General features: G+C 67.7%; 14 protein-coding genes and 1 pseudogene. 7 read left to right on the forward strand and 8 right to left on the reverse strand.

All coding sequences use genetic code 11. The annotated features are described in order from the left end of the window. Positions 1-187 precede the first annotated feature (187 nt). The 3 genes from ACTJJX_RS25755 to ACTJJX_RS25765 are packed head-to-tail and all read right to left on the reverse strand — an operon-like array spanning position 188 to position 6,159. Entirely contained in the window at positions 188-3,343 is a 3,156-nt protein-coding gene (locus ACTJJX_RS25755; protein WP_003115707.1) for a CusA/CzcA family heavy metal efflux RND transporter, read from the reverse strand. A 22-nt stretch (positions 3,344-3,365) separates the two neighbouring features. Then, a complete protein-coding gene (locus ACTJJX_RS25760; RefSeq protein WP_016852828.1) occupies positions 3,366-4,820 on the reverse strand; it encodes an efflux RND transporter periplasmic adaptor subunit in 1,455 nt (484 codons plus the stop codon). Between the two features lie 52 nt (positions 4,821-4,872). Next, the gene (locus tag ACTJJX_RS25765) at positions 4,873-6,159 is read right to left on the reverse strand and encodes a TolC family protein (RefSeq protein ID WP_003113317.1); all 1,287 of its coding nucleotides are present in this window, start codon (positions 6,157-6,159) and stop codon (positions 4,873-4,875) included. 512 nt (positions 6,160-6,671) lie between these two features. On the opposite strand from ACTJJX_RS25765, the gene ACTJJX_RS25770 reads away from it, so the two are divergent. After that, positions 6,672-7,346 carry a heavy metal response regulator transcription factor gene (locus tag ACTJJX_RS25770; protein WP_003089900.1) on the forward strand — a complete coding sequence of 225 codons (675 nt, stop codon included), beginning with the start codon at positions 6,672-6,674 and terminating at the stop codon, positions 7,344-7,346. Further along, positions 7,343-8,761 (forward strand): sensor histidine kinase, encoded by a 1,419-nt coding sequence (locus ACTJJX_RS25775; RefSeq protein ID WP_003089902.1) that lies wholly within the window; start codon positions 7,343-7,345, stop codon positions 8,759-8,761. Before ACTJJX_RS25770 ends, ACTJJX_RS25775 begins: the two co-directional genes overlap by 4 nt. Before the next feature lie 8 nt (positions 8,762-8,769). Here the strand turns inward: ACTJJX_RS25775 and ACTJJX_RS25780 are convergent, their stop codons facing one another. The 5 genes from ACTJJX_RS25780 to muxA form a co-directional block, all read right to left on the reverse strand. Further along, a complete protein-coding gene (locus tag ACTJJX_RS25780; protein WP_016561952.1) occupies positions 8,770-9,003 on the reverse strand; it encodes a hypothetical protein in 234 nt (77 codons plus the stop codon). 133 nt (positions 9,004-9,136) lie between these two features. Further along, positions 9,137-10,633 carry a multidrug efflux RND transporter outer membrane subunit OpmB gene (opmB, locus tag ACTJJX_RS25785; RefSeq protein ID WP_003089909.1) on the reverse strand — a complete coding sequence of 499 codons (1,497 nt, stop codon included), beginning with the start codon at positions 10,631-10,633 and terminating at the stop codon, positions 9,137-9,139. Then, complete coding sequence (muxC, locus tag ACTJJX_RS25790) at positions 10,630-13,740, reverse strand: multidrug efflux RND transporter permease subunit MuxC (RefSeq protein WP_003089914.1); 3,111 nt, start codon at positions 13,738-13,740, stop codon at positions 10,630-10,632. The genes opmB and muxC overlap by 4 nt, the downstream gene beginning before the upstream one ends. Then, positions 13,737-16,868 (reverse strand): multidrug efflux RND transporter permease subunit MuxB, encoded by a 3,132-nt coding sequence (muxB, locus tag ACTJJX_RS25795; RefSeq protein ID WP_003089920.1) that lies wholly within the window; start codon positions 16,866-16,868, stop codon positions 13,737-13,739. The genes muxC and muxB overlap by 4 nt, the downstream gene beginning before the upstream one ends. Beyond that, positions 16,865-18,145, reverse strand: coding sequence for a multidrug efflux RND transporter periplasmic adaptor subunit MuxA (muxA, locus tag ACTJJX_RS25800; RefSeq protein ID WP_003113320.1), 1,281 nt, complete (start codon positions 18,143-18,145; stop codon positions 16,865-16,867). The genes muxB and muxA overlap by 4 nt, the downstream gene beginning before the upstream one ends. Positions 18,146-18,401: 256 nt before the next feature. Between muxA and ACTJJX_RS25805 the strand changes: the two genes are divergently transcribed. The 5 genes and pseudogenes from ACTJJX_RS25805 to istB all read left to right on the forward strand — a co-directional run bounded on the left by ACTJJX_RS25805 (position 18,402) and on the right by istB (position 24,214). Continuing rightward, positions 18,402-19,835, forward strand: a complete 1,434-nt coding sequence (locus ACTJJX_RS25805) for a TldD/PmbA family protein (RefSeq protein ID WP_003116857.1) — start codon at positions 18,402-18,404, stop codon at positions 19,833-19,835. Continuing rightward, on the forward strand, positions 19,835-21,160 hold the full coding sequence (locus tag ACTJJX_RS25810; RefSeq protein WP_003113322.1) for a TldD/PmbA family protein: 1,326 nt from the start codon (positions 19,835-19,837) through the stop codon (positions 21,158-21,160). The genes ACTJJX_RS25805 and ACTJJX_RS25810 overlap by 1 nt, the downstream gene beginning before the upstream one ends. 196 nt (positions 21,161-21,356) lie before the next feature. Further along, positions 21,357-21,722, forward strand: a pseudogene (locus tag ACTJJX_RS25815) (aminotransferase); the annotation flags it as partial. 204 nt (positions 21,723-21,926) lie between these two features. After that, positions 21,927-23,441, forward strand: a complete 1,515-nt coding sequence (gene istA, locus ACTJJX_RS25820) for an IS21 family transposase (protein WP_146537839.1) — start codon at positions 21,927-21,929, stop codon at positions 23,439-23,441. A 17-nt stretch (positions 23,442-23,458) separates the two neighbouring features. Then, complete coding sequence (gene istB, locus ACTJJX_RS25825) at positions 23,459-24,214, forward strand: IS21-like element ISPpu7 family helper ATPase IstB (RefSeq protein WP_045107743.1); 756 nt, start codon at positions 23,459-23,461, stop codon at positions 24,212-24,214. Positions 24,215-24,342: the final 128 nt, after the last annotated feature.

The raw sequence follows: 24,342 nt of genomic DNA on the forward strand, positions 1-24,342 counted from the left end.
CTATCGTTGTTGTTATCGCCGCGCGGCGCCAAGCGCCGGGCGCGGAACGTCCACCCACACTACGCAAGCCCTCCGCCGGCGACAATCCGGGCCGGCAATCGCGTGCGGTAATCGAACGGAATCCGTCCAACGGCCAACGAAAAAGGGCCGCCAGGGTTTCCCCTGCCGGCCCGCTTGCGCGCCCGCTTCAGCCGGCCGCCGGCGTCTCCTCGCGCGGTCCGGCGTCGCGCCCGTGGGTCCAGCGATAGAGCACCGGCAGCACCAGCAGGGTCAGCATGGTCGAGGACAGGATGCCGCCGATCACCACCGTCGCCAGCGGCCGCTGCACCTCGGCGCCGGTGCCGGTGGCCAGGGCCATCGGCACGAAACCGAGGGACGCCACCAGGGCGGTCATCAGCACCGGACGCAGGCGGGTGATGGCGCCCTCCCACACCGCCTGGTCGAGGCTGCGTCCTTCCTGCAACAGGTTGCGGATGAAGGAGATCATCACCAGGCCGTTGAGCACCGCCACCCCGGACAGGGCGATGAAACCCACCGCCGCCGAGATCGACAGCGGTATCCCGCGCAGCCACAGGGCCAGCACCCCGCCGGTGAGGGCGAAGGGGATGCCGGTGAACACCAGCAGGCCGTCCTTGACGTTGTTGAACATGGCGAAGAGCAAGGTGAACACCAGCAGCAGCGCCACCGGCACCACTACCTGCAAGCGCTTGGCGGCGGACTGCAACTGTTCGAACTGGCCGCCCCAGGTGGTCCAGTAGCCGGCCGGGATCTTCACCCCGTCCTGCAGCTTCTGTTGCGCTTCCAGCACGAACGAGCCGATGTCGCGGCCGCGCACGTTGGCGCTGACCACGATGCGCCGCTTGCCGTTCTCCCGGCTGATCTGGTTCGGTCCCGGCGAGAGGTCGAGGCGCGCCACGTCCGACAGCGGGATGAAGTCGATCCGCGCCAGGTTGTTCGGCGGCAGCGGGATCAGCAGGTTGGACAGTGCCGGCAGGTCGGCGCGCAGGGTTTCCGGCAGGCGGATGACGATGTCGAAGCGGCGGTCGCCCTCGAACAGGGTACCGGCGTTGCGTCCGCCGAGGGCGGTGGCCACGGTGTCCTGGATGTCGCCGACATTGAGGCCGAAGCGTGCCGCCTTGTCGCGGTCGATGTCCACCGTCAGCACCGGCAGGCCGGTGGTCTGCTCGACCTTCACCTCGGAGGCGCCGTCGATGCCTTGCAGCACCTTGGAGATCTTCTCCGCGGTGTCGTTGAGCACCTGCATGTCGTCGCCGAAGACCTTCACCGCGACGTCGCTGCGCACCCCGGAGATCAGCTCGTTGAAGCGCAACTGGATCGGCTGGGAGAACTCGTAGACGCTGCCCGGCACCTCAAGGGCCGCGGCCTGCAATTCTTCCAGCAGCGCCTCCCGCGACTTCTTCGGGTCCGGCCACTGGCTCTGCGGCTTGAGCATCACGTAGCTGTCGGAGGCGTTCGGCGGCATCAGGTCGGAGGCGATCTCGGCGGTCCCGGTGCGGGCGAAGACCCGCTCGATCTCCGGGAACTTGCCCATCAGCTTCCTCTCCAGGGTCTGCTGCATCTCGACCGACTGGGTCAGGCTGGTGCCCGGCACCCGCAGGCCCTGCATGGCGAAGTCGCCCTCGCTGAGGCTGGGAATGAACTCGCTGCCCATCCGCGAGGCCACCAGCCCGGTGAGCAGGATCGCGCCGAGGGCGCCGCCGACCACCAGCGCGCGGTGCCCGAGCACCCAGCGCAGCGCCGGTTCGTAGGCCAGACGCGCGCGGCGCATGACGAAGTTCTCCTCCTCCTTGACCTTGCCGGTGATGAACAGCGCGATCGCCGCCGGGACGAAGGTCACCGAGAGGATCATCGCGCCGAGCAGCGCGGTGACCACGGTGAACGCCATCGGGTGGAACATCTTCCCCTCGACCCCGGTGAGGGCGAAGATCGGCAGGTACACCACCATGATGATGATCTGGCCGAAGACCAGCGCCCGGCGCGCCTCCCTGGACGCGGCGAAGACCTCGTGGAAACGTTCCGCGCGGGTCAGCTGGCGGCCGTGGTGGGCCTGGGCGTGGGCCAGGCGGCGGATGGCGTTCTCGACGATCACCACGGCGCCGTCGACGATGATGCCGAAGTCCAGCGCGCCGAGGCTCATCAGGTTGGCGCTGACCCTGTTGCCGACCATCCCGGTGAAGGTGAACAGCATCGACAGCGGGATGATGGTGGCGGTGATCAACGCCGCGCGGATGTTGCCGAGGAACAGGAAGAGCACCGCGATCACCAGCGCCGCGCCTTCCACCAGGTTCTTCTTCACCGTGGCCACGGCCTTGTCCACCAGGGTGGTGCGGTCGTAGACGGTGATCGCCTTGACCCCCTTGGGCAGGGTCCGGTTGATCTCCTCCAGGCGCTGGCCGACCGCCTGGGCCACTTCCCGGCTGTTCTCGCCGATCAGCATGAACACCGTGCCGAGCACCACTTCGCGGCCGTTCTCGGTGGCCGCGCCGGTGCGCAGCTCCTTGCCCAGGCCGACCTCGGCGACGTCGCGGATACGGATCGGCACGCCGTCGACGTTGGAAACGATGATCCCGCGGATATCGTCCATGTCCTTGACCTGGCCCGGCGCGCGGATCAGCAACTGCTCGCCGCGCCGCTCGATGTAGCCGGCGCCGACGTTCTCGTTGTTGCGCAGCACGGCGTTCTGCAGGTCGCCGAGGGTCAGCTTGTAGGCCGCGAGCTTCTTCGGATCCGGGGCGATGAGGAATTGCTTGGCGTAGCCGCCGATGGTGTTGATCTCGGCCACGCCCTTCACGTTGCGCAACTGCGGACGGATGATCCAGTCCTGGATGGTGCGCAGGTCGGTGGGCGTGTAGGCGCTGCCGTCCTCCTTGGTCGCGCCCTCCTCGGCCTCCACCGTCCACAGGTAGATCTCGCCGAGACCGGTGGAGATCGGCCCGAGGGTCGGCGAGATGTCTTCCGGCAGTTGCTCGCGCGCCGTGCTCAGGCGTTCGTTGACCTGCTGGCGGGCGAAGTAGATGTCGGTGCCCTCCTCGAAGATCACCGTCACCTGGGAAATCCCCGGCCGCGACAGCGAACGGGTTTCCTGCAAACCCGGCAGGCCGGCCATGACGGTCTCCACCGGGTAGGTGATCCGCTGCTCCACTTCCAGCGGCGAGTAGCCGGGGGCGGCGGTATTGATCTGCACCTGGACGTTGGTGATGTCCGGGACCGCGTCGATGGACAGCTTCTGGTAGCTGCCGATGCCGACCCCGGCCATCCCCAGCACCGCCAGCAGGACCAGCCAGCGTTGCTCGATGGCGAATTGGATGATGCGTTCGAACATGCGAAGACTCCTGGAGCGGGACTCAGTGACCGTGTTCCGCCGAGCCCTTGCCCAGTTCGGATTTGAGGATGAAGCTGCCGCTGGCGGCGACCTGGCTGCCGGCGCGCAGGCCCTCGAGGACCTCGACGCGCTGGCCGTCGCTGATGCCCAGCTTGACCGGCTGGACCACGAAGCCATCGGCCACGCGGACGAACACCACGTCCTCGCCGTCGACGTTCTGCACCGCGCCGTCGGCGACCGTCAGGACTTCCTTGCGGGTCGCCTCGGCCACCTGCACGGAAACGAACAGGCCCGGGCGCCAGGTGCTCTCGGGGTTGCTCAGGGTGACCCGGGCGGTGGCCGCGCGGGTCTGCTCGCCGAGCAGGTCGCCGATGTAGGACACGGTGCCCTCCACCTCGCTATCCAGCGCCTGGGCGAGCAGCTTGACCTTGCTGCCGACGCGGACCTGGCCGAGCAGTTGCGCGGGCACGTTGAAGGTGGCCCAGACCGAGGACAGGTCGGACAGGGTGAAGACGTTGGCGGTGCCGTCCACCGGCTCGCCCTGGGTCAGGTGCTTTTCCACCAGCACCCCGGCGAACGGCGCGCGCAGCTCGTAGCGGTTGCCGCCCTGCAGGCTGGGATTGCCGCCGAGCGCGGCGATCTTCGCCCGCGCGTTGTTCAGCGCGATCTCGGCTTCCTGCAAACCCTGGCGGGCGAGCAGGAATTCCTGCTCGGCGGAAATGCCCTCCTTCCACAGCTGCTGCTCGCGCTTGTAGGTGCTCTGCGCCAGGCTCAGGCGGCGCTGGGCGGCGGCGAATTCGCTGCGCTGGTCGGACAACTGCGGGCTGCTGATCACCGCCAGCAGCTCGCCCTGCTTCACCGCCTGGCCAAGATTGGCCGGCACGCTGTCGACGATCCCCGGCAGGCGCGGGACGATATGCGCGGTGCGGTCCTCGTTGAAGCGGATCTCGCCGGGCAGCGAGACCACCTGGGCCAGGCTGATCGTCCGCGCCGTATCGAGGGTGATGCCGGCGGCCTCGATCTGCTCGGCATCCAGCTCCAGCTTACCCTCCTCGCGGGTGAAGGCGAAGTCGTAACCCTGCTTGCCGGCCATCAGCTTGAGGCGCGCGGTGAAGGCATGCGGCTCGGCGATCCCGGCATTGGCCACCAGGCCATCGCCGCTGGCCTTGAACAGCAGGTCCTCGACCTCGCCGGTGGCACGCTCGACGTCGGCGCCGAGGACCACCTCCTGCGGCGCCAGCGCCTTGCCGCCGCGCTCGACCCAGGCCTTGAGCGGGCTGCCGTCCTCCGGCACCAGCAGTTCCAGGGTCAGGTCGCCCTGGCGCAACAACATGCCGCCGCGCGGTCCGCTGCCCTCGCCCTCGGCGGCCGCTTCGCCGGCGCCGGCCGGCGCCTTCCCGCCCAGCTCCAGGTAGGCGCCGCCGCCCAGGCCGAGCAGTGCCAGTGCGGTCACCGCGATAATCGTCTTCTTGCCCATTCTGTTCTCCCGAACCGTTCGGGGGGCGCGCCGGCGGCCCGCCCCGGAAATCTCACTGGCCGAGGTGGCCGATGTCTTCGCCGAGCAGGCGCTCCATGCTCACCCGCGCCTGTGCCGCGGCGTCCAGCGCGCGCACGTACTGGGCACGGACGCCGACCAGGGTGCGCTGGGCATCGAGCACGTCGAGGAAGTTGAACTTGCCCATCTCGAAGCCGCGGGTCATCGAGTCCAGCGCGCTCTGTGCGCCGGGCAGCAGGTCGCGACGGACCAGCGCCAGCTCCTGTTCCGAGGTGCGCAACTGGTCGTAGGCCTGTACCGCTTCGCTGCGCAGGCGCAGCAGGGTCGCGCGCTGCAGGTCGCGGGCCTGGTCGGCGCGGCTCTGGGCGGCATAGATGTTGCCCTGGTTGCGGTCGAACAGCGGCAGCGGCATCGACAGGCCGATCAGGTTGACCCGTTCGCCACGTCCGTCGCGGGCGGTCTGGTCGTACTTGCTGCCGATGCTGACCGTCAGGTTGGGGATGCGCTGGCGCTTCTCCAGGTCGACCTGGGCCTCGCCGCGCGCTACCTCCTGGGCCGCCAGGCGCAGGGTCGGCGACTCGTCGAGATGGCGCAGCAAGGCGCCACGGGTGATGCTCGCCGGCACCGCGTCGAGCGCGCCGCCGACCCTGGCGAAGCCTGGCTGCGGCTCGTCCCAGGTGCTCGACAGCTGCACATAGGTGCGCTGCTGCTCCAGCTCCGCCTGGCTCAGGTCGAGCTGGGCGTTGTCCGCCAGGACCTGGGCGCGAACCCGTTCCACCGAGGAGATGCTGCCGGCCTTGACCCGTCGGTCGGCGGCCTGCAGCGCGCGCCTGGCCAGGTCCAGGGAGGTCTTCGCCAGGCGCACCCGCTCCTGCGCGGTCAGCGCCGCGTAGTAGGCGCCGCGGACCTGGGCGCGCAGTTCGGCGCGACGGACTTCCAGTTGGGTCCAGGCGATCTCGCTGCCGCGTTTCGCCACCTCCACCCGCGCACCGCGCTTGCCGCCCAGCTCCAGCGGCTGGGCGATGCTGACGCTGGTCTGGCGATTGCCCTGGCGGGTGTCCTCGACGCTCCAGGACAGATCCGGGTTGGGGATCAGCCCGGCCTGCTGCCGCGCACCGCTGGCAATCTCGGTCTCGCGCCCCACCGCCGCCAGCTCGGGGTTGCTCCGCAGGGCCCGCTCCAACGCCTGCTCGAGGCTGATCGAAGTGCCGTTGAAACTCACCGGCGCCTCGTTCGCCAGGGCCGGCAGGCCCAGGCAGAGTCCCATCAGTAGCCAGCAGGCGCGTTTCCCCGCGCTGGCCAGTGGCCGAAGTATCGGCATGTTCCGCTCCTCGTCTGCTGATCGTCGTCGGCGACGGCGATCCATTACCGGCCCGGAACCACGCAACCGTTCATCGGCGATATCTCGCCGGCGATATTCGAAGTTGCACTTCCGGGATGCGGCAGATGTTAGGTAGCGGGGCTTATCGGCAAGGTGACGGAAGAATTACAAGTCGGTAATGAATATTCTCCACGGACAATTAGCGGTTACACTTCGGCAACCTTCGAAGAGACTGGCAATAGTTGGATGAAACATAGGGACAAAAGCAACATGCGCTTACAAAAGGCATTGCCCATCACGCCCAGCGGTGCTTGCGCCGCGGACATTTCCAAAGTTCTCAGGCGGACTCCCGGGAGAACTACCCGGTCATTCGATAATTATCATCGAAGCAGCGCAACGATATGAAATTACATTTCCAGGATTCTATCCAGGCAACGCCCGCAATGTAACTTTATAGCAATGCACTTAAACATTTACTTGCAAATGAATCCATACTTTATATAGGGGCGAACATGCGCATCCTTATTATCGAAGATGAAGTCAAGACTGCCGACTACCTGCACCAGGGCCTGACCGAAAGCGGCTACATCGTCGACCGCGCCAACGATGGCATCGACGGCCTGCACATGGCCTTGCAACACCCTTACGAACTGGTGATCCTCGACGTCAACCTGCCCGGCATCGACGGCTGGGACCTGCTCCGCCGCCTGCGCGAACGCAGCAGCGCGCGGGTGATGATGCTCACCGGGCATGGCAGGCTGACCGACAAGGTGCGCGGCCTCGATCTCGGCGCCGACGACTTCATGGTCAAGCCGTTCCAGTTCCCCGAACTGCTGGCGCGGGTCCGCTCGCTGCTGCGCCGCCACGACCAGGCACCGATGCAGGACGTCCTGCGGGTCGCCGACCTGGAGCTGGACGCCAGCCGCCACCGGGCCTTCCGCGGCCGGGTGCGGATCAACCTGACGACCAAGGAGTTCGCCCTGCTGCACCTGCTGATGCGGCGCAACGGCGACGTCATCACCCGGACGCAGATCATCTCGCTGATCTGGGACATGAACTTCGACAACGACTCCAACGTGGTGGAAGTCGCCATCTGCCGCCTGCGGGCGAAGATCGACGACGGCTTCGACCTCAAGCTGATCCATACCATTCGCGGCGTCGGCTACGTCCTGGAAGCGCGCCGATGACGCCACCAGGCCGACTGTCGCTGCGCCTGGCCCTGCTGGTCGGCGCCCTCGGCGCGCTGCTGGCCCTGGCGCTCGGCGCAATGGCGCACTGGAACCTCGGCCGCGAGCTGGAAGCCCGCGAGCGGGAAAACCTGCAATTGAAGCTGGAGCAGATCCGCCACAGCCTGGAAGACGATCTCGACCTGCGCAGCGACCCGGCCGTACAGGCGCATGCCCTGCAGGACCAACTGGTGGCCCACAGCGGCCTGCACCTGAGCATTCTCGACAGCCGCAGCGGCCAGCCGCTGATGAGCTTCGGCGACCAGGCCGCGGCCAGCGTCGCGGCCAACCGCGCGCTTCTCGCCCGCTTGCAGGCGGATGCCCGCCAGCCGGTGTTCCAGAGCTGGAGCACCGGCAACGACCAGCGCCTGCTGAGCATCGGCGCTTCCATGCGCATGAAGAACGGCACCCCGGTACAGGTGTTGCTGAGCAGCGAGCGCAACGCCGACGAGCGCCTGCTCGACGGTTTCCTCCGCGCCACCCTGCTGGCCCTGCCCTTCCTCCTGCCATTGATCGCCCTGGCCGCCTGGTGGGTGGTGCGTGCCGGCCTCGAACCGTTGAACCGCTTCCGCCGGGTGGCCGCCCAGGTCAGCCCGCAGGATCTCTCCTACCGCATCCCCGAGCAGAACCTGCCGCGCGAGCTGGACAGCCTGGCCCGCAGCTTCAACCACATGCTCGGCCGCCTCGAGGATGGCGTACGCCAGCTCTCGCAGTTTTCCGACGACCTGGCCCACGAACTGCGCGCGCCGATCTGCAACCTGCTGGTGCGCAACCAGGTGCTGCTCAGCCAGCATCGCGACAGCGCGGCATACCGCGAAGCCCTGGAGTCCAATGCCGAGGAACTGGAGCGGCTGTCGCGGATCGTCACCGACATGCTGTTCCTGGTGCAGGTGGACAACCCGGCGATCCAGGCCCAGTTCGGCTGCGTCGCCCTGCACGAGCAGGCGGCCAAGGTCATCGACCTGTACGAGATGGTCGCCGAGGACAAGGGCGTCGAACTGCGCCTGTCCGGCAGCGGCTTCGCCCACGGCGACAACCTGATGATCCAGCGCGCCATTTCCAACCTGGTGTCCAACGCCGTGCGCCACACCCCGCAAGGCGGGCGCATCGACGTGCGGATCGGGGAGCGCGCGGGGCACACCGAGGTGAGGGTCAGCAACGACGGCCCGGGCATCCCGCCGGAGTACCTGCCGCACCTGTTCGAGCGCTTCTACCGCCGCGCCGGACGCCAGACTGGAGCCCAGGCCGGCACCGGCCTGGGACTGGCCATCGTGCAATCGATCATGGCCTACCACGGCGGCCGCGCCGAAGCGGAAAGCGTACCGCAGCAGAAGACCCACCTGCGCCTGCTGTTCCCTTCGACGGGCGCTGCCTGACGCCGGTTTCAGCAACCGGCGCGGCGCCGCCACAGCCGGTACTCGCCGCAGAAACCGGCGAGGAACAGCGCCAGGCCGAGCGCCAGCAGGGTCCAGGGCGTCCGCAGCGGGGCGCGCTGGAGCGGCGGATCGCCGTGCAGCAGGACGAAGCATTGCAGCAGCGCCCAGAACATCGCGGCGACGCCGCCAAGCATGGCCAGGCGGCACAACCAGCCGAGCCAGTAGCCTCGGCGCGAGGGCATTTCCGGAAACTTCCCCGACACGTATTCACCTCCACATCCGCCGCCGTACTCTAGCCGAGACGCGGACGGCGGTGTGTCATGCAAGCGCAATAGCGGGGAAAGGCATTCGTCAGGAACAGGCAGCGAGAAGAACTCAGGGCGAAGGCGGCAGGCCCTCTTCGACCCGGCCGAGCCGCTCGTCGGTCCGCTCGATGTCGGCGCTGTCCCAGCCGCCGCCCATTGCCGCGATCAACTGGACGCTGGCGGTCAGGCGGCTGCCGAGCAGGGTCAGCACGGTGCGTTCGTTGCTCAGCGCGGTGGCCTGGTTGGTGACCACGTCGGTGTAGTCGACGGTGCCGGCCTTGTACTGGTTCTCGGCCAGGCGCAGTGCCTCGCGGGCCGACTCCAGGGCTTCGCGCTGCACCCCGCTCTCCTCGTCGAGGACGCTCAATTGCACCAGGTAGTCCTCCACCTCGCGGAAACCGTCGAGCACGGTCTGCCGGTAGGTCGCCACGGTCTGGTCGTAGGTCGCCTCGGCCTGGTCCACCTGGGAGCCGATCAGGCCGCCGTCGAACAGGGTCATGGCGAACTGCGGGCCGATCGACCAGAAGCGGTTCGGCGTGCTGATCCAGTTGCTCAGGCTGCCGCTGCGGTAGCCGCCGGCGGCGCTCAGGGTGAGGTCGGGGAAATAGGCGGCCTTGGCCACGCCGATCTGGGCGTTGGCGGAAATCACCTTGCGTTCCGCCGAGGCGATGTCCGGCCGTCGTTCGAGCAATTGCGACGGCACCACTGCCGGCAGGTCCGGCAGCTTCGGCACGCTCGCCACCGGCGGCAGGTTGAATTGCGCCGGCGGCAGGCCGACCAGCACGGCGATGGCGTGCTCCAGCTGGGCACGCTGGTACTTCAGGTCGATGGCCTGGGCCTGGGTGCTTTTCAGCTGGGTGCGGGCCTGGGCCACGTCGGCCCTGGTGACGATGCCGGCGCGGTATTTGTTCTCGGCCACCTTCAGCGAACGCTCGTAGGCCGTCACCGTGTCGTTGAGCAGGCGGATCTGTTCGTCCATCACCCGCAGTTGCAGGTAGTTCTGCGCCAGTTGCGACTGCTGGCTGAGGCGCACCGCGGCGAGGTCGGCGGCGCTGGCATGCAGGCTCGCCTGGTTGGCCTCCAGTTGCCGGCGCAGCTTGCCCCAGAGGTCGACCTCCCAGCTGACACTGAGGTTGGTCGAGTAGCTGGTGCTGATCGCGCCAGAGCCGCCGCTGCTCACCGTCGAGCCTCCCGGCAGCAACACGGTGCTGTCGCCGCCGCCCTGGCCGCTGCGGGTCTTGCCCACGTTGCCGGTGATCGACGGGAAGAACGCCGCCCGCGCGCCGCGCACCAGCGCCTCGGCCTGGCGGAACTGCGCCACCGACTGGGCCAGGGTCTGGTTGGAACGTTCCAGGTGCATCTGCAGGTCGTTCAGGGTCTGGTCGCCGTACAGCTCCCACCAGGCGCCGCGCTGGAACACGTCGCGCGGCTCGGCGCGGCGCCAGCCTTCGGCTTCCTTGAATTCGGCGGGCACCGCCAGGTCCGGTCGCTGGTAGTCGGGGCCGATGGCGCAGCCGCCGAGGGCGGCGACCAGGGCCAGGGCAAGCAACGAGGGGGTGTGTTTCATAGGGGTGTCTCCAGCGCACCGTCCGTGCGTACGCCGCGTTTCTGGTTGACCCAGTGGCGCAGGCGGTCGAGATAGAGGTAGACCACCGGGGTGGTGTACAGGGTCAGCAACTGGCTGCCGATCAGCCCGCCGACGATGGTGATGCCCAGCGGCCGGCGCAGCGCGGCGTCGCCGCCGATGCCGAAGATCAGCGGCAAGGCGCCGAGCAAGGCGGCCAGGGTGGTCATCATGATCGGCCGGAAGCGCATCATGCAGGCCTCGAGGATCGCCTCGCGCGGGCTCAGGCCGTGGTTGCGCTCGGCCTCCAGGGCGAAGTCGATCATCATGATCGCGTTCTTCTTGACGATGCCGATCAGCAGGATGATGCCGATCAGCGCGATCAGGCTCAGCTCGCTGCGGCAGAGGATCAGCGCGAGCAGCGCGCCGACCCCGGCCGAAGGCAGGGTCGAGAGGATGGTCAGCGGGTGCACGTAGCTCTCGTAGAGGATGCCGAGGACGATGTACACCGCCAGCAGCGCCAGGAGGATCAGCCAGGGCATCTGGTTCTGCGTGTCCTGCACCGCGCCGGCGTTGCCCTCGAAGCTGGTCTGCACGTCCACCGGGATGTGCAGCGGCTCCAGGGCCTGCATGATGGCCTCGCGGGTCGGGCCGATCTGCGCGCCCGGTGCCAGGTTGAAGGACAGCGTGGTGGCGGCGAACTGGCCCTGGTGGTTGACCTCCAGCGGTGCCCGGCTCGGTTCGTAGTGGCTGAACGCGGACAGCGGCACGCGCTGGCCGTCGTTGCCGATCACCTGGACCTGGCGGAGGATTTCCGGGCTCTGCTGGTACTGCTGGTCGACCTCCATCACCACCCGGTACTGGTTCAGCGGGTTGAAGATGGTCGACACCTGGCGCTGGCCGAAAGAGTCGTTGAGCACCGCGTCGACCATTTCCACGTTGATCCCCAGGGTCGCCGCGCGGTCGCGGTCGATCACCAGGCGGGTCTGCACGCCCTTGTCCTGGGAGTCGCTGTTGACGTCCACCAGCTGCGGCAGCTTGCGCATCGCCGCCTCGACCTTCGGCGCCCATTCGCGGAGCAGGGTCAGGTCGTCGCTGCGCAGGGTGAATTCGTACTGCGCGTTGCTGTCGCGGCCGCCCAGGCGCACGTCCTGGCCGGCGTTGAGATAGAGCGCCGCGCCGGGCACCTTGGCGATCCGCTCGCGCAGCCGGGTGAGGACTTTCTCCACCGGGTCGCGCTCGCCGATCGGCTTGAGAGTGACGAAGAACGAACCGGTGTTGCTCGACTGCCAACGGCCGCCACCGATGAAGCCGACTACGTTTTCCACCGCCGGATCGGAAGAGAGGATCTTGCGGTACTCGCCCATCTTCGCGCTCAGGGACTGGAACGAGATGCTCTGGTCGGCCACCGCGTAGCCGCGCAGGCGCCCGGAGTCCTGCTGCGGGAGGAAGCCCTTGGGCACCACCACGAACAACCAGAGGTTCATGGCGATGCAGGCCAGCATGATCACCACCATCAGCCGCGAGTGCTCCAGCGCCCAGCCCAGGCTGGCGCGGTAGCGCAGCATGAAGGCGGCGAAGAAGCGATCGCTGCGCCGCGCCAGGGAAGCGCCTTCGGGCCGTTTCAGCGGACGCAGCAGACGCGCGCAGAGCATCGGCGTGAGGGTCAGGGATACCACCAGGGACACCAGGATCGCCGCCGAGAGAGTCACCGCGAACTCGCGGAACAGCCGTCCGGTGAGGCCGCCCATGAGCAGCAGCGGGATGAACACCGCGACCAGCGAGAGCGTCATCGACAGCACGGTGAAACCGACCTGGCGGGCGCCGGTGATCGCCGCCTGGATCGGCGGATCGCCCTCCTCGATGCGTCGGGCGATGTTCTCCACCACCACGATGGCGTCGTCCACCACGAAGCCGGTGGCGATGATCAGCGCCATCAGCGACAGGTTGTTCAGGCTGAAGTCGCACAGGTACATGACCGCGAAGGTGCCGATCAGCGAGACCGGCACCGCCAGGCTGGGGATCAGCGTGGCGCGGCCGTTGCGCAGGAACAGGAAGACCACCAGGATCACCAGCGCCACCGAGATCAGCAGGGTCAGCTCGGCCTCTTCCAGCGACGCACGGATCGACGGGCTGCGATCGTCCATCACGTTCAGCTTGACCTGCGGCCCGAGCAGTTCCTGCAACACCGGCAGTTGCGCGTGGATGGCGTCGGTGGCCTCGATGATGTTGGCGCCGGGCTGGCGGGTGACGATCAGCAGCACCGCCGGCAGGTCGTCGGAAAAGCCGGCGTTGCGCACGTCCTCCACCGAGTCGCTGACCTTGGCCACGTCGCCGAGGCGCACCGCGGCGCCGTTGTCGGCGTTGTAGTGGATCACCAGCGGCTCGTACTCGCGGGCCTTGCGCAACTGGTCGTTGGCGTCCACCTGCCAGTGCTTGTCGTCCTTCTCGACGGCGCCCTTGGGGCCGTTGCTGTTGGCCGCGGCGATGGCCGTGCGCACGCTGTCCAGGGACAGCCCGTACTGGCTCATGGCATCCGGGTTGAGGTCGACCCGCACCGCCGGCAGCGAGCTGCCGCCGATGCTCACCTGCCCTACCCCCTGCACCTGCGACAGCTTCGGCGCCAGCACGGTCGAGGCGAGGTCGTACATCTCGCCGCGACTCTGGGTCTCCGAGGTCAGGGTGAGGACCATGATCGGCATGTCCGAGGGGTTGGCCTTGCGGTAGCTGGGATTGTTCGGCATACCGCTGGGCAGCAGGCTCATCGCGCCGTTGATCGCCGCCTGCACCTCGCGGGCGGCGCCGTCGATGTCCTTCTCCAGGTCGAACACGAGCACCACGGTGGTCGAGCCCAGCGAACTGCTGGAGGTCATCTCGCTGATCCCGGCGATCCGTCCCAGCGAGCGCTCCAGCGGCGTGGCCACCGACGAGGCCATGGTTTCCGGGCTGGCGCCCGGCAGGCTGGCGCTGACCACGATGGCCGGAAAATCGACGTTGGGCAGCGGCGCCACCGGCAGCAGGCCGAACGACAGGGTGCCGGCCAGCAGCAACGCCAGGGTCAGCAGCGTGGTGGCGACCGGGCGGCGGATGAAGGGCGTGGACAGACTCATCGCCCGGCGTCCCCGTCGAACCCGGCCTCGGTGTTCAGGTCCAGCCCGCGCTGCTTGCGCCAGGCCGCCCAGCGACGGGCCAGGCGGTCGAAGTAGAGATAGATCACCGGGGTGGTGAACAGGGTCAGGACCTGGCTCAGCAGCAGGCCACCGACCATGGTGATGCCCAGCGGCTGGCGCAGCTCGGCGCCGGCGCCGCCGGCGAGCATCAGCGGCAGCGCGCCGAGCAGCGCGGCCATGGTGGTCATCAGGATCGGCCGGAAGCGCAGCAGGCAGGCCTGGTAGATCGCCTCATGGGGCGGCTTGCCTTCGTTGCGCTCGGCGTCGAGGGCGAAGTCGATCATCATGATCGCGTTCTTCTTGACGATGCCGATCAGCAGGATGATGCCGATGATCGCCACGATGCCGATCTCCTGCCCCGCCAGCATCAGCGCCAGCAGCGCGCCGACCCCGGCCGAGGGCAGGGTCGAGAGGATGGTCACCGGATGGATGAAGCTCTCGTAGAGGATGCCCAGGACGATGTACATGGTCACCACCGAGGCGAGGATCAGCAGCAGCGTGTTCGACAGCGAGGCCTCGAAGGCCAGCGCCGCGCCGCGGAAGCTGCCCTGCATGCTCAGCGGCAGCTCCAGGCTGGCCTCGACGCCACGGATCGCCTCGACCGCCTCGCCCAGGGAGTAACCCTTGGCCAGGTTGAACGACAGGGTCGCCGAGGGGAACTGGGCGATATGGTTGATCGCCAGCAGGGTATGCCGCTCCTCCACCTTCGCCAGGCTCGACAGGCGCACCTGGGTGCCGTCGCTGGACGGCACGTAGAGCTGCTCCAGGGCCTGCGGGCCGAGCTGGAACTGCGGCGCCACCTCCAGCACCACGCGGTACTGGGTGGCCTGGGTGAAGATGGTCGAGATCAGCCGCTGGCCGAAGGCGTTGTAGAGCACGCTGTCGATGTCGGAGAGCTTCACGCCGAGGCGCGAGGCGGTGTCGCGGTCGATGTTCAGGTAGGCCTGCAAGCCCTTGTCCTGCCAGTCGCTGGCGACGTCGGCGAGCTGCGGCAACTCCTGCAGCCGCGCCACCAGCTTCGGCACCCACTCGGCGAGCACGTCCGGGTCGGCGTCCTGCAAGGTGAACTGGTACTGGGTGCGGGCGACCCGGTCCTCGATGGTCAGGTCCTGCACCGGCTGCATGTACAGCTTGATCCCGGGCAGGTGGTCGAGTTCGGGCTGCAGGCGCTGGATCACTTCGCTGGCGGTGACGTCGCGCTCGCTGTGCGGCTTGAGGTTGATCAGCAGGCGGCCGGTGTTGAGGGTCGGGTTGCTGCCGTCGACGCCGATGTAGGAGGACAGGCTGGCCACCGCCGGGTCCTTCAGCACCACCTCGGCAAGGGCGCGCTGGCGCTCGGACATGGCCTGGAAGGAGATCGACTGCGGCGCTTCGGCGACGCCCTGGATCACCCCGGTGTCCTGCACCGGGAAGAAGCCCTTGGGCATGGCCAGGTAGAGCAGCGCGGTCAGCGCCAGGGTGGCGATGGCCACCAGCAGGGTCAGCGGCTGGTGCCGCAGGACCACCCGCAGGGCCTTGGCGTATTGTGCGATCAGGCCATCGATGACCCGCCCCGCGGCGCGCGCGAAGCGGCCCTGCTGGTCCTCGTCGATGTGGCGCAGCAGCTTGGCGCTGAGCATCGGCGTAAGGGTCAGGGAGACGAAGCCGGAAATCAGGATCGCCACCGCCAGGGTGATGGCGAACTCGCGGAACAGCCGCCCGGCGACGTCGCCCATGAACAGCAGCGGGATCAGCACGGCGATCAGCGAGAAGGTCAGCGAGATGATGGTGAAGCCGATCTGCTTCGAGCCCTTGAGCGCCGCTTCCAGCGGCGAGTCGCCCTGCTCCAGGTAGCGGGCGATGTTCTCCACCATGACGATCGCGTCGTCGACCACGAAGCCGGTGGCGATGGTCAGCGCCATCAGGGTCAGGTTGTTGATCGAGAAGCCGGACAGGTACATCACGCCGAAGGTGCCGATCAGCGACAGCGGCACGGCGAAGCTGGGAATCAGGGTGGCGTAGACGTTGCGCAGGAACAGGAAGGTGACCATCACCACCAGCGCCACCGCCAGCGCCAGCTCGAACTGCACGTCCTTGACCGAGGCGCGGATGGTGGTGGTGCGGTCGGTCAGCACCTGCACGTCGAGATTGCCCGGCAGGGTCGATTGCAGCTGCGGCAGCAGCGCCTTGATCCGGTCGACCACCTCGATCACGTTGGCCCCCGGCTGGCGCTGGATGTTCAGCACCACCGCCGGCAGGTTGTTGGCCCAGGCGGCCAGGCGCACGTTCTCGGCGTCGTCCTCGACGCTGGCGACGTCGCGGATGCGCAGCGGCGAGCCGTTCTTGTAGGCGATGATCAGGTCGCGGTAGGCGTCGGCCGAGCGCAACTGGTCGTTGGCGTCCAGGGTCGAGGCACGGGTCGGGCCGTCGAAGCTGCCCTTGGGGCCGTTGAGGTTGTTGCTGGTCACCGTGCTGCGCAGGTCCTCCAGGCTCAGCCCCGCCGCCGCCAGCGCCGTCGGGTTGGCGCGCACCCGCACCGCCGGGCGCTGGCCGCCGCTGATGCTGACCAGGCCGACCCCGGAGATCTGCGAGATCTTCTGTGCCAGGCGGGTATCCACCAGGTCCTGGATCTGCGGCAGCGGCATGCCGTCGGACATCACCGCCAGGGTCAGGATCGGTGCGTCCGCCGGATTCACCTTGCTGAACACCGGCTGGTTCGGCAGGTCGTTGGGCAGCAGGCTCTGCGCGGCGTTGATCGCCGCCTGGACTTCCTGCTCGGCGACATCGAGGTTGCTCTGCAGGCTGAATTGCAGGGTGATCACCGAGGCGCCGCCGGAACTGCTGGAAGACATCTCGTTGAGCCCCGGAATCTGCCCGAGCTGGTTCTCCAGCGGCGCGGTGATCGACGAGGTCATGATCTCCGGGCTGGCGCCGGGGTACAGGGTGACCACCTGGATGGTCGGGTAGTCCACTTCCGGCAACGCCGAGATCGGCAGGAAGCGGTAGGCGATCAGGCCCGAGAGCAGGATCGCCACCATCAGCAGGGTGGTCGCGACCGGCCGCAGGATGAACGGGCGGGACGGGTTCATTCAGCGCTCCCGCTACCCACCGAGTCGCCCTGGAGGCCGCTGGGGCGGCCAGTCTGCGGTTTCTGCGGCTCGCCCTCGAGGACCTGCGGGGAGGCCTCGGCGACACGCACTTCCATACCGTCGCGCAGGCGGTCGGTGCCTTCCACCACCACCTGCTCGCCGGCCTTCAGGCCGCTTTCCACCACCACCCGCTCGTTCTCGCTGGTGCCGATGGCGACGCTGCGCTGGCTGACCTTGTTGTCGGCGCCGACCACGTAGACATAGATACCGTTGGTGCCGCGCTGCACGGCGTTGGCCGGAATGGTCAGCACGCCCTTGAGGGTCTGCGCCAGCAGGCGCACGTTGACGAACTGGTTGGGGAACAGCTTGCCGTCGGCGTTCTCGAAGCGCGCCTTGAGCTTGACCGTGCCGGTGGTGGTGTCGATCTGGTTGTCCAGGGTGGTCAGGGTGCCTTCGGCGAGAACCTTGTCCTGGTTGCGGTCCAGCGCGGTGACCGTCAGCTTGCCGGGGCCGTTCATCTGCTCGACGACGGTGCCGATCTGCTGCTGCGGCAGGCTGAACACCACCGAGATCGGCTTGACCTGGGTGATCACCACCAGCGGCGTGGTATCGCCGCTGGTGACCAGGTTGCCGATGTCCACCTGGCGCAGGCCGAGGCGCCCGGAAATCGGTGCGCGGACCTCGGTGAAGGTCAGGTTGAGGCGGGCGTCGTCGACCTGGCCCTGGTTGGTACGGATGGTGCCCTGCAACTGGCGGACCTGGGCTTCCTGGGTATCCAGGGTCTGCTTGGCGATCGAGTCCTCGGCGTACAGCCCCTTGTAGCGCTGCAGGTCGATCTCGGCGTTCTTCAGTTGCGCCTGGTTCTGCATCAGCGTGCCCTCGGCCTGGGCCAGCGCCGCCTTGTAGGTACGCGGGTCGACCACCGCCAGCAGGTCGCCGGCCTTGACCTCCTGCCCCTCCTGGAACAGCACCTTGACCAGCTCGCCGTTGACCCGCGGCTTGACGTTCACCGTGTTGAAGGCGGTGACGGTGCCAAGCGCGTTGAAATGCAGCGCCAGGTCGCCCTGCTCCACCCTGGCCACGCCGACGGTGAGCGCGTTGGCCTTGGGCAGCGCGGCGCCCGGCTTGCCGCCGCGACCGGGTCGCCCGTCGGAGGACGGTGCCGAGGCGGGCGCCGCCAGCCACATCACCAGGCCGATCACGGCGGCGAAGGCCAGGGCGGTGATCAGCCACGGGCGCAGGGTACGGAACTTGGATTTACCGGTCGTTGGAGTCATGGTTCTTCTTCAGGCTTAGAACGGAGGCGCTTTTTCCAGGCTGCACGATAAGCATTGCGGGGGCCCAGGCAAAGCCTCTTTACCCGCTATTTACCCTTGCTTTACCGATAGTTAGGCATTCCGCCCGCATGCTTCGGCGAGCCACCCGCAGCCTGGCACCAGGCTATGACAACAAACGGCTTGCTCCGTTACGGGCGAAGGCTTGAAATAGAGCGTCCTGCACTCGCCCACTCCGCAATCGGCCAGGGACGCACAGATGATCGACCCGTTGAAACACCGCTTCGCGGCGCTCCGCAGCCGCGCCGAATTCCACTCCTTGCGCTACGTCCAGCGTAGCGGCGAGTACCTCTCGGTGCGCCGCAACGTCAGCGAACCGCCGCACTTCAGCCAGGACCGCGGCGCCATGCTCTGCGTACGGCTGAACGGCGTGGAAGCCTACGCCGCCACCAACGATCTCTCCGCGGCCGGCCTGCAGGCCGCCCTGGAGCAGGCCGAGCGGCAAGCCGAGCGGATCGCCCGGCACGCCCTGTTCGACGTCCGCGGATTGCCGCCGGCAAGCGGCCGCTCGCAGTATCGCTCGCCGAACCAGGACGCCCCTTTCCCCTCCCTCGCCGAGTGCTACGAACTGCTCGCCGAGGAATCCGCCAAGGTGCCGCGCGACGAGCGTCTGGTGAACTGGAGCGTATTCCTCGAAGTCAGCCGCCAGGAACAGCTCTACCTGAACAGCGCCGGCGCCGAGCAATACCACGAGCAGCGCTTCGTCTATCCCGGCGCCAGCGTCACCGCCTACGACGGCCATGACAGCCAGACCCGCAGTTTCGGCGGCCACCATGCCGGCCAGCAGGGCGGCGCCGAAGTGATCGAGCGCCTCGGCCTGGTCGGCGCCGCGCCGCGCATCGCCGACCAGGCCCTGCAACTGCTGGCGGCGCCGAACACCCCGAGCGGCCGCTGCGACCTGCTGCTGATGCCGGACCAGATGATCCTGCAGATCCACGAGTCGATCGGCCACCCGCTGGAGCTGGATCGCATCCTCGGCGACGAGCGCAACTACGCCGGTACCAGCTTCATCAAGACCGAGGACTTCGGTCGCTACCAGTACGGCTCCAGCCTGCTCAACGTCAGCTTCGACCCGGAAATCCCCGAGGAGCTGGCCAGCTACCGCCAGGACGACGACGGCAGCCCCGCGCGCAAGGAATACCTGATCCGCGAAGGCCGCCTGCTGCGTCCGCTCGGCGGCGCCCTGTCGCAACACCGCAGCGGCCTGGAGGGCGTCGCCAGCAGCCGCGCCAGCAGTTGGAACCGCGCGCCCATCGACCGCATGGCCAATCTCAACCTGGAGCCCGGCGACAAGAGCTTCGCGCAGCTGGTGGCCGGTATCGAGCGCGGGGTGCTGATGTCCTACAACCGCTCCTGGTCGATCGACGACGCACGCAACAAGTTCCAGTTCGGCTGCGAATGGGGCCAGTTGATCGAGGACGGCGAACTCAAGGGCGTGGTGAAGAACCCCAACTACCGGGGCATCTCCGCGCAGTTCTGGCGCAACCTCAGCGCGGTGGGCGACGCCGGCACCTTCGAGGTGCTCGGCACGCCCTACTGCGGCAAGGGCGAGCCGAACCAGGTGATCCGTGTCGGCCACGCCTCGCCGGCCTGCGTATTCAGCGATGTGGACGTATTCGGGGGAGATACCTGATGCACCAGAGACAGCATTTCGAAGCCCTCGCCGAGGACCTGCGCCGGCATCTGGCCGAGGGCGAGGACTTCACCCTCTGGTACAGCGCCGAGGACTCCGAGTTCATCCGCTTCAACCGGGCGCGGGTGCGCCAGGCCGGCCGGGTGCGCCAGGCCAGCGCGCTGCTCCGGCTGATCCGCGACGAACGCCAGGCGAGCCTCGACCTGACGCTCTCCGGCGCGCCGGAAGAAGACCGCCAGCGTCTGGCCGAAGGCCTTCGGCAACTGCGCCAGAGCCTGGCCTGGATTCCCGCCGATCCCTATCTGCTGCTCGACACCTCGGCCTGGCAGCGAGAGAACCAGGACCTCGGCGCAGCGCCCGACAGCGGCGCGCTGCTGGCCAGCCTCGAACGCCGGGCGCGCGACCTCGACCTGGTCGGCATCTATGCCGCCGGACCGCTGTTCCGTGGCTTCGCCAACTCCTGGGGCGCCTTCGGCTGGCATGCCGGCAGCAGCTTCAACTTCGACTGGAGCCTGTTCCATGGCAACGGCCAGGCGGTGAAGGCCGACTACGCCGGCCAGCGCTGGGACGACGAAGCCTTCGCCCGGCGCTTCGAACAGGCCCGGGAGCAGCTCGGCCACCTGGGCAAGCCGCTGCGCCAGTTGCGCCCCGGCGACTATCGCGCCTACCTGGCGCCGGCGGCGCTCGAGGAAGTCATGCAGATGCTCTGCTGGGGCGGTTTCTCCGCGCGCGCCCTGGCTACCGGCGAAAGCCCCCTGCAACGCCTGCAGAACGGCGACGCCCTGCTCAGCCCGCTGCTGAACCTCGCCGAGCGCCCTGCCACCTCGCCCTCCCCGGCATTCAGCGCGGAAGGCTCGCCGCGCGCCGAGGTCGAACTGGTCGGCAACGGCCGCCTGAGCGGACGCCTGGTGAGTTCGCGCAGCGCCCGCGAATACGGCCTGGTAGCCAATGGCGCCGGCGCCAACGAGGCGCCCACGGCGCTGGACATGGCCGGCGGCAGCCTGGAACAGGCGCGCATCCTCGAGGCCCTGGATACCGGCCTGTACATCGGCAACCTGTGGTACCTGAACTACTCGGACATGCCCGCCGCACGCCTGACCGGAATGACCCGCTTCGCCACCTTCTGGGTGGAGAACGGCCAGATCCGGGCGCCGGTCAGCACCATGCGCTTCGACGACAGCCTGTACAGCTTCCTCGGCGCCCACCTGGAAGACCTCAGCCACGAGCGCGAACTGCGCCTGTCCAGCAATACCTACGGCGAACGCCAGACCGACTCGATGCACCTGCCGGGCGCGCTGACCGGGCGCTTCACCCTCACGCTCTGAATCCACACGGCGCTCCCCGGCGGTTCGCCGCCCGGGAGCGCCGCGTGCGCAATCCGAAGAACGACCGCCGATATTCCGGCGCCATTATCACGCCACCATAAACGGACCGACTCCCTCCTCGTTATCCACTCTGGTGACACACGCCCGAGAGGAACCCACCGCACGCATATCCCATTCGGTACACGGAGGTGAAGCTATGCCCGCTTTGAGTCGTCGTTCGTTCGTGACCCTGACCGCCCTGGCCTCCAGCAGCATCCTGCTGAGCCCGCGAGCCTTCGCCGGGAGCGGCGCGACAAGCGCCGCCGGCAAGCCGCAAGAGACCTTCCTGGATTTCAACGAAAGCCCCTACGGCCCCTCCGCCAAGGCCAGGGCCGCCATGCAGCGGGCGGCCGCGCTCTGCGGTCGCTACGACTACGACGCGCAGGACGCCCTGGTCGGCCTGTTCGCCAAGCAGAACGGCATCCCCGCCGAATGCGTGCACGCCTACTGCGGCTCGCGCCAGCCGCTGCAATACGCCGTCGCGGCGTTCACCGGCAAGGAGCGCGGCCTGGTCATCGCCGATTGCGGATTCCACGGTCATCTGGCCACCCATTCCATGAGCATCTGACCACCGATTCCACGGTGATCCGGCCACCCATTCCACGCGCATCCGGCCACTGATTCCACGGCCATCCGGCCACTCAACCGGGCAGGCAGTAACGCAGGATTTCTTCACTACCATCGACCTCTTTTTCGAAGCAGAGAGGTCGTCGTGGAGCGTTTATCCATGCGTAAGATTCGCGAAGTACTACGTCTCAAGTTCGAGGTCGGACTATCGGCTCGCCAGATTGCGGTCAGCGTGCAGGTCGGTCGTGTCACCGTCGGCGACTACCTCAATCGTTTTGCCGCCAGCGGTCTCAGTTGGCCCTGTTCGTTGTCCGATGCCGAGTTGGAGCAGCAACTGTTCCCGCCGGCCCCGGCGGTTGCCAGTGAGAAGCGGCCTTTACCCGATTGGGCATGGGTGCATGCCGAACTGCGCCGCCCCGGGGTGACCCTGGCGCTGCTCTGGCAGGAGTACCGCCTGAGCCAGCCTCAGGGCTTTCAGTACAGCTGGTTCTGTGAGCACTACCGAGCCTGGCAGGGCAAGTTGGACGTGGTGATGCGTCAGGAGCACCGCGTCGGCGAGAAGCTGTTCGTCGACTATGCCGGCCAGACGGTGCCGGTTATCGATCGCCACAGCGGCGAGATCCGCCAGGCGCAGGTGTTCGTCGCGGTGCTCGGCGCGTCCAGCTACACCTTCGCCGAAGCCACCTGGTCGCAGCAGCTGCCGGACTGGCTAGGCTCCCATGCCCGCTGCTTCGCCTTCCTCGGCGGCGTGCCGGAGATCGTGGTGCCGGACAACCTGCGCAGCGCGGTGAGCAAGAGTCACCGCTACGAGCCGGACATCAACCCCAGCTACCGCGATCTGGCCGAGCACTATGGCGTGGCGGTGGTGCCGGCGCGGGCACGCAAACCGCGCGACAAGGCCAAGGCCGAAGTCGGCGTGCAGGTGGTCGAGCGTTGGATCCTCGCCGCACTGAGGAATCGGCAGTTCTTCTCCCTGGATGAACTCAACACGGCCATCGCCGGGCTGCTGGAGCGGCTCAACCAACGCCCGTTCAAGAAGCTGCCGGGCTCCCGGCAGTCGGCCTTCGACAGCCTGGATCGTCCGGCGCTGCGCCCCCTGCCGGAGCAACCCTACGTCTACGCCGAGTGGAAGAAGGCGCGGGTGCACATCGACTACCACGTCGAGGTCGATGGGCATTACTACTCGGTGCCGTATCAACTGGTGAAGAAGCAGCTGGAGGTGCGCCTGACGGCGCGCACCGTCGAGTTTTTCCACGCCAACCAGCGAGTGGCCAGCCACCTGCGCTCAATGCACAAGGGCAGGCACAGCACGCAGGCCGAGCACATGCCCAAGAGCCATCGCGAGCATGCCGAGTGGACGCCGCAACGGCTGATCCGCTGGGCCGAGCAGACCGGGCCGAACACCGCCGGCGTGATCCGGCACATCCTCGAACGGCGCATCCATCCGCAGCAGGGCTACCGGGCCTGCCTGGGCATCCTGCGCCTGGGTAAAACCCACGGTGAGGCGCGTCTGGAGTTGGCCTGCCGTCGCGCCATCAGCCTCGGCACGTGCAGCTACAAGAGCCTCGAATCGATCCTGCGCCAGGGGCTGGAAAACCTGCCGCTAGCTCAAACCAACCTGCCGCTGCTGCCGGACGACCACGCCAACCTGCGCGGATCCGCCTACTACCACTGACCCCAAGGAATCCCACCATGCTGCCCCATCCGACCCTGGACAAGCTGCAAACCCTGCGCCTGCACGGCATGCTCAAGGCGCTGAATGAACAACTGAAAACCCCGGACATCGACAGCCTGAGCTTCGAAGAACGCCTCGGCCTGCTGGTCGACCGCGAGCTGACCGAACGCGATGACAAGCGCCTGAGCAGCCGCCTGCGCCAGGCCCGGCTCAAGCACAACGCCTGCCTCGAAGACATCGACTACCGCAGCCCGCGCGGACTGGATAAGGCGCTGATCCTGCAACTGAGCAGTGGCCAGTGGCTGCGCGACGGCCTCAACCTGATCATCGGCGGCCCCACCGGTGTCGGTAAAACCTGGCTGGCCTGTGCCCTGGCCCACCAGGCCTGCCGGGAGGGCTACAGCGTGCGCTACCTGCGCCTGCCACGTTTGCTGGAAGAACTGGGTCTGGCCCATGGCGACGGCCGCTTCGCCAAGCTGATGAGCAGCTACGCCAAGACCGACCTGCTGATCCTCGACGACTGGGGCCTGGCCCCGTTCACCGCCGAACAGCGGCGCGACATGCTGGAGCTACTGGACGACCGCTACGGCCAGCGCTCGACCATCGTCACCAGCCAGATGCCGGTGGACAACTGGCACGAGCTGATCGGCGACCCGACCCTGGCCGACGCCATCCTCGACCGCCTGGTGCACAACGCTTATCGGATCAATCTGAAGGGTGAATCAATGCGCAAACGGACGCAGAAATTGACGACGCCGGGCACCTCAGACTAACAATGCCACCCCTGCGTCGCTGCGCTCCGACTGCCCGGCCGGATGGCCGTGGAACAGGTGGCCAGATGGCCGTGGAATGCCTGGCCAGATGAGCGTGGACTGGGTGGCCGGATGGTGTGGAATCCGCA

The organism is Pseudomonas sp. 22490 (assembly GCF_052044465.1).
Classification (GTDB): Bacteria; Pseudomonadota; Gammaproteobacteria; order Pseudomonadales; family Pseudomonadaceae; genus Pseudomonas; species Pseudomonas aeruginosa.

Excerpts from the sequence above, each read along its gene's own strand:
- ACTJJX_RS25755 (WP_003115707.1), bottom strand. The coding sequence starts at position 3,343 with ATGTTCGAACGCATCATCCAATTCGCCATCGAGCAACGCTGGCTGGTC.
- ACTJJX_RS25760 (WP_016852828.1), bottom strand. The coding sequence starts at position 4,820 with ATGGGCAAGAAGACGATTATCGCGGTGACCGCACTGGCACTGCTCGGC.
- ACTJJX_RS25765 (WP_003113317.1), bottom strand. The coding sequence starts at position 6,159 with ATGCCGATACTTCGGCCACTGGCCAGCGCGGGGAAACGCGCCTGCTGG.
- ACTJJX_RS25770 (WP_003089900.1), top strand. The coding sequence starts at position 6,672 with ATGCGCATCCTTATTATCGAAGATGAAGTCAAGACTGCCGACTACCTG.
- ACTJJX_RS25775 (WP_003089902.1), top strand. The coding sequence starts at position 7,343 with ATGACGCCACCAGGCCGACTGTCGCTGCGCCTGGCCCTGCTGGTCGGC.
- ACTJJX_RS25780 (WP_016561952.1), bottom strand. The coding sequence starts at position 9,003 with ATGCCCTCGCGCCGAGGCTACTGGCTCGGCTGGTTGTGCCGCCTGGCC.
- opmB (WP_003089909.1), bottom strand. The coding sequence starts at position 10,633 with ATGAAACACACCCCCTCGTTGCTTGCCCTGGCCCTGGTCGCCGCCCTC.
- muxC (WP_003089914.1), bottom strand. The coding sequence starts at position 13,740 with ATGAGTCTGTCCACGCCCTTCATCCGCCGCCCGGTCGCCACCACGCTG.
- muxB (WP_003089920.1), bottom strand. The coding sequence starts at position 16,868 with ATGAACCCGTCCCGCCCGTTCATCCTGCGGCCGGTCGCGACCACCCTG.
- muxA (WP_003113320.1), bottom strand. The coding sequence starts at position 18,145 with ATGACTCCAACGACCGGTAAATCCAAGTTCCGTACCCTGCGCCCGTGG.
- ACTJJX_RS25805 (WP_003116857.1), top strand. The coding sequence starts at position 18,402 with ATGATCGACCCGTTGAAACACCGCTTCGCGGCGCTCCGCAGCCGCGCC.
- ACTJJX_RS25810 (WP_003113322.1), top strand. The coding sequence starts at position 19,835 with ATGCACCAGAGACAGCATTTCGAAGCCCTCGCCGAGGACCTGCGCCGG.
- istA (WP_146537839.1), top strand. The coding sequence starts at position 21,927 with ATGCGTAAGATTCGCGAAGTACTACGTCTCAAGTTCGAGGTCGGACTA.
- istB (WP_045107743.1), top strand. The coding sequence starts at position 23,459 with ATGCTGCCCCATCCGACCCTGGACAAGCTGCAAACCCTGCGCCTGCAC.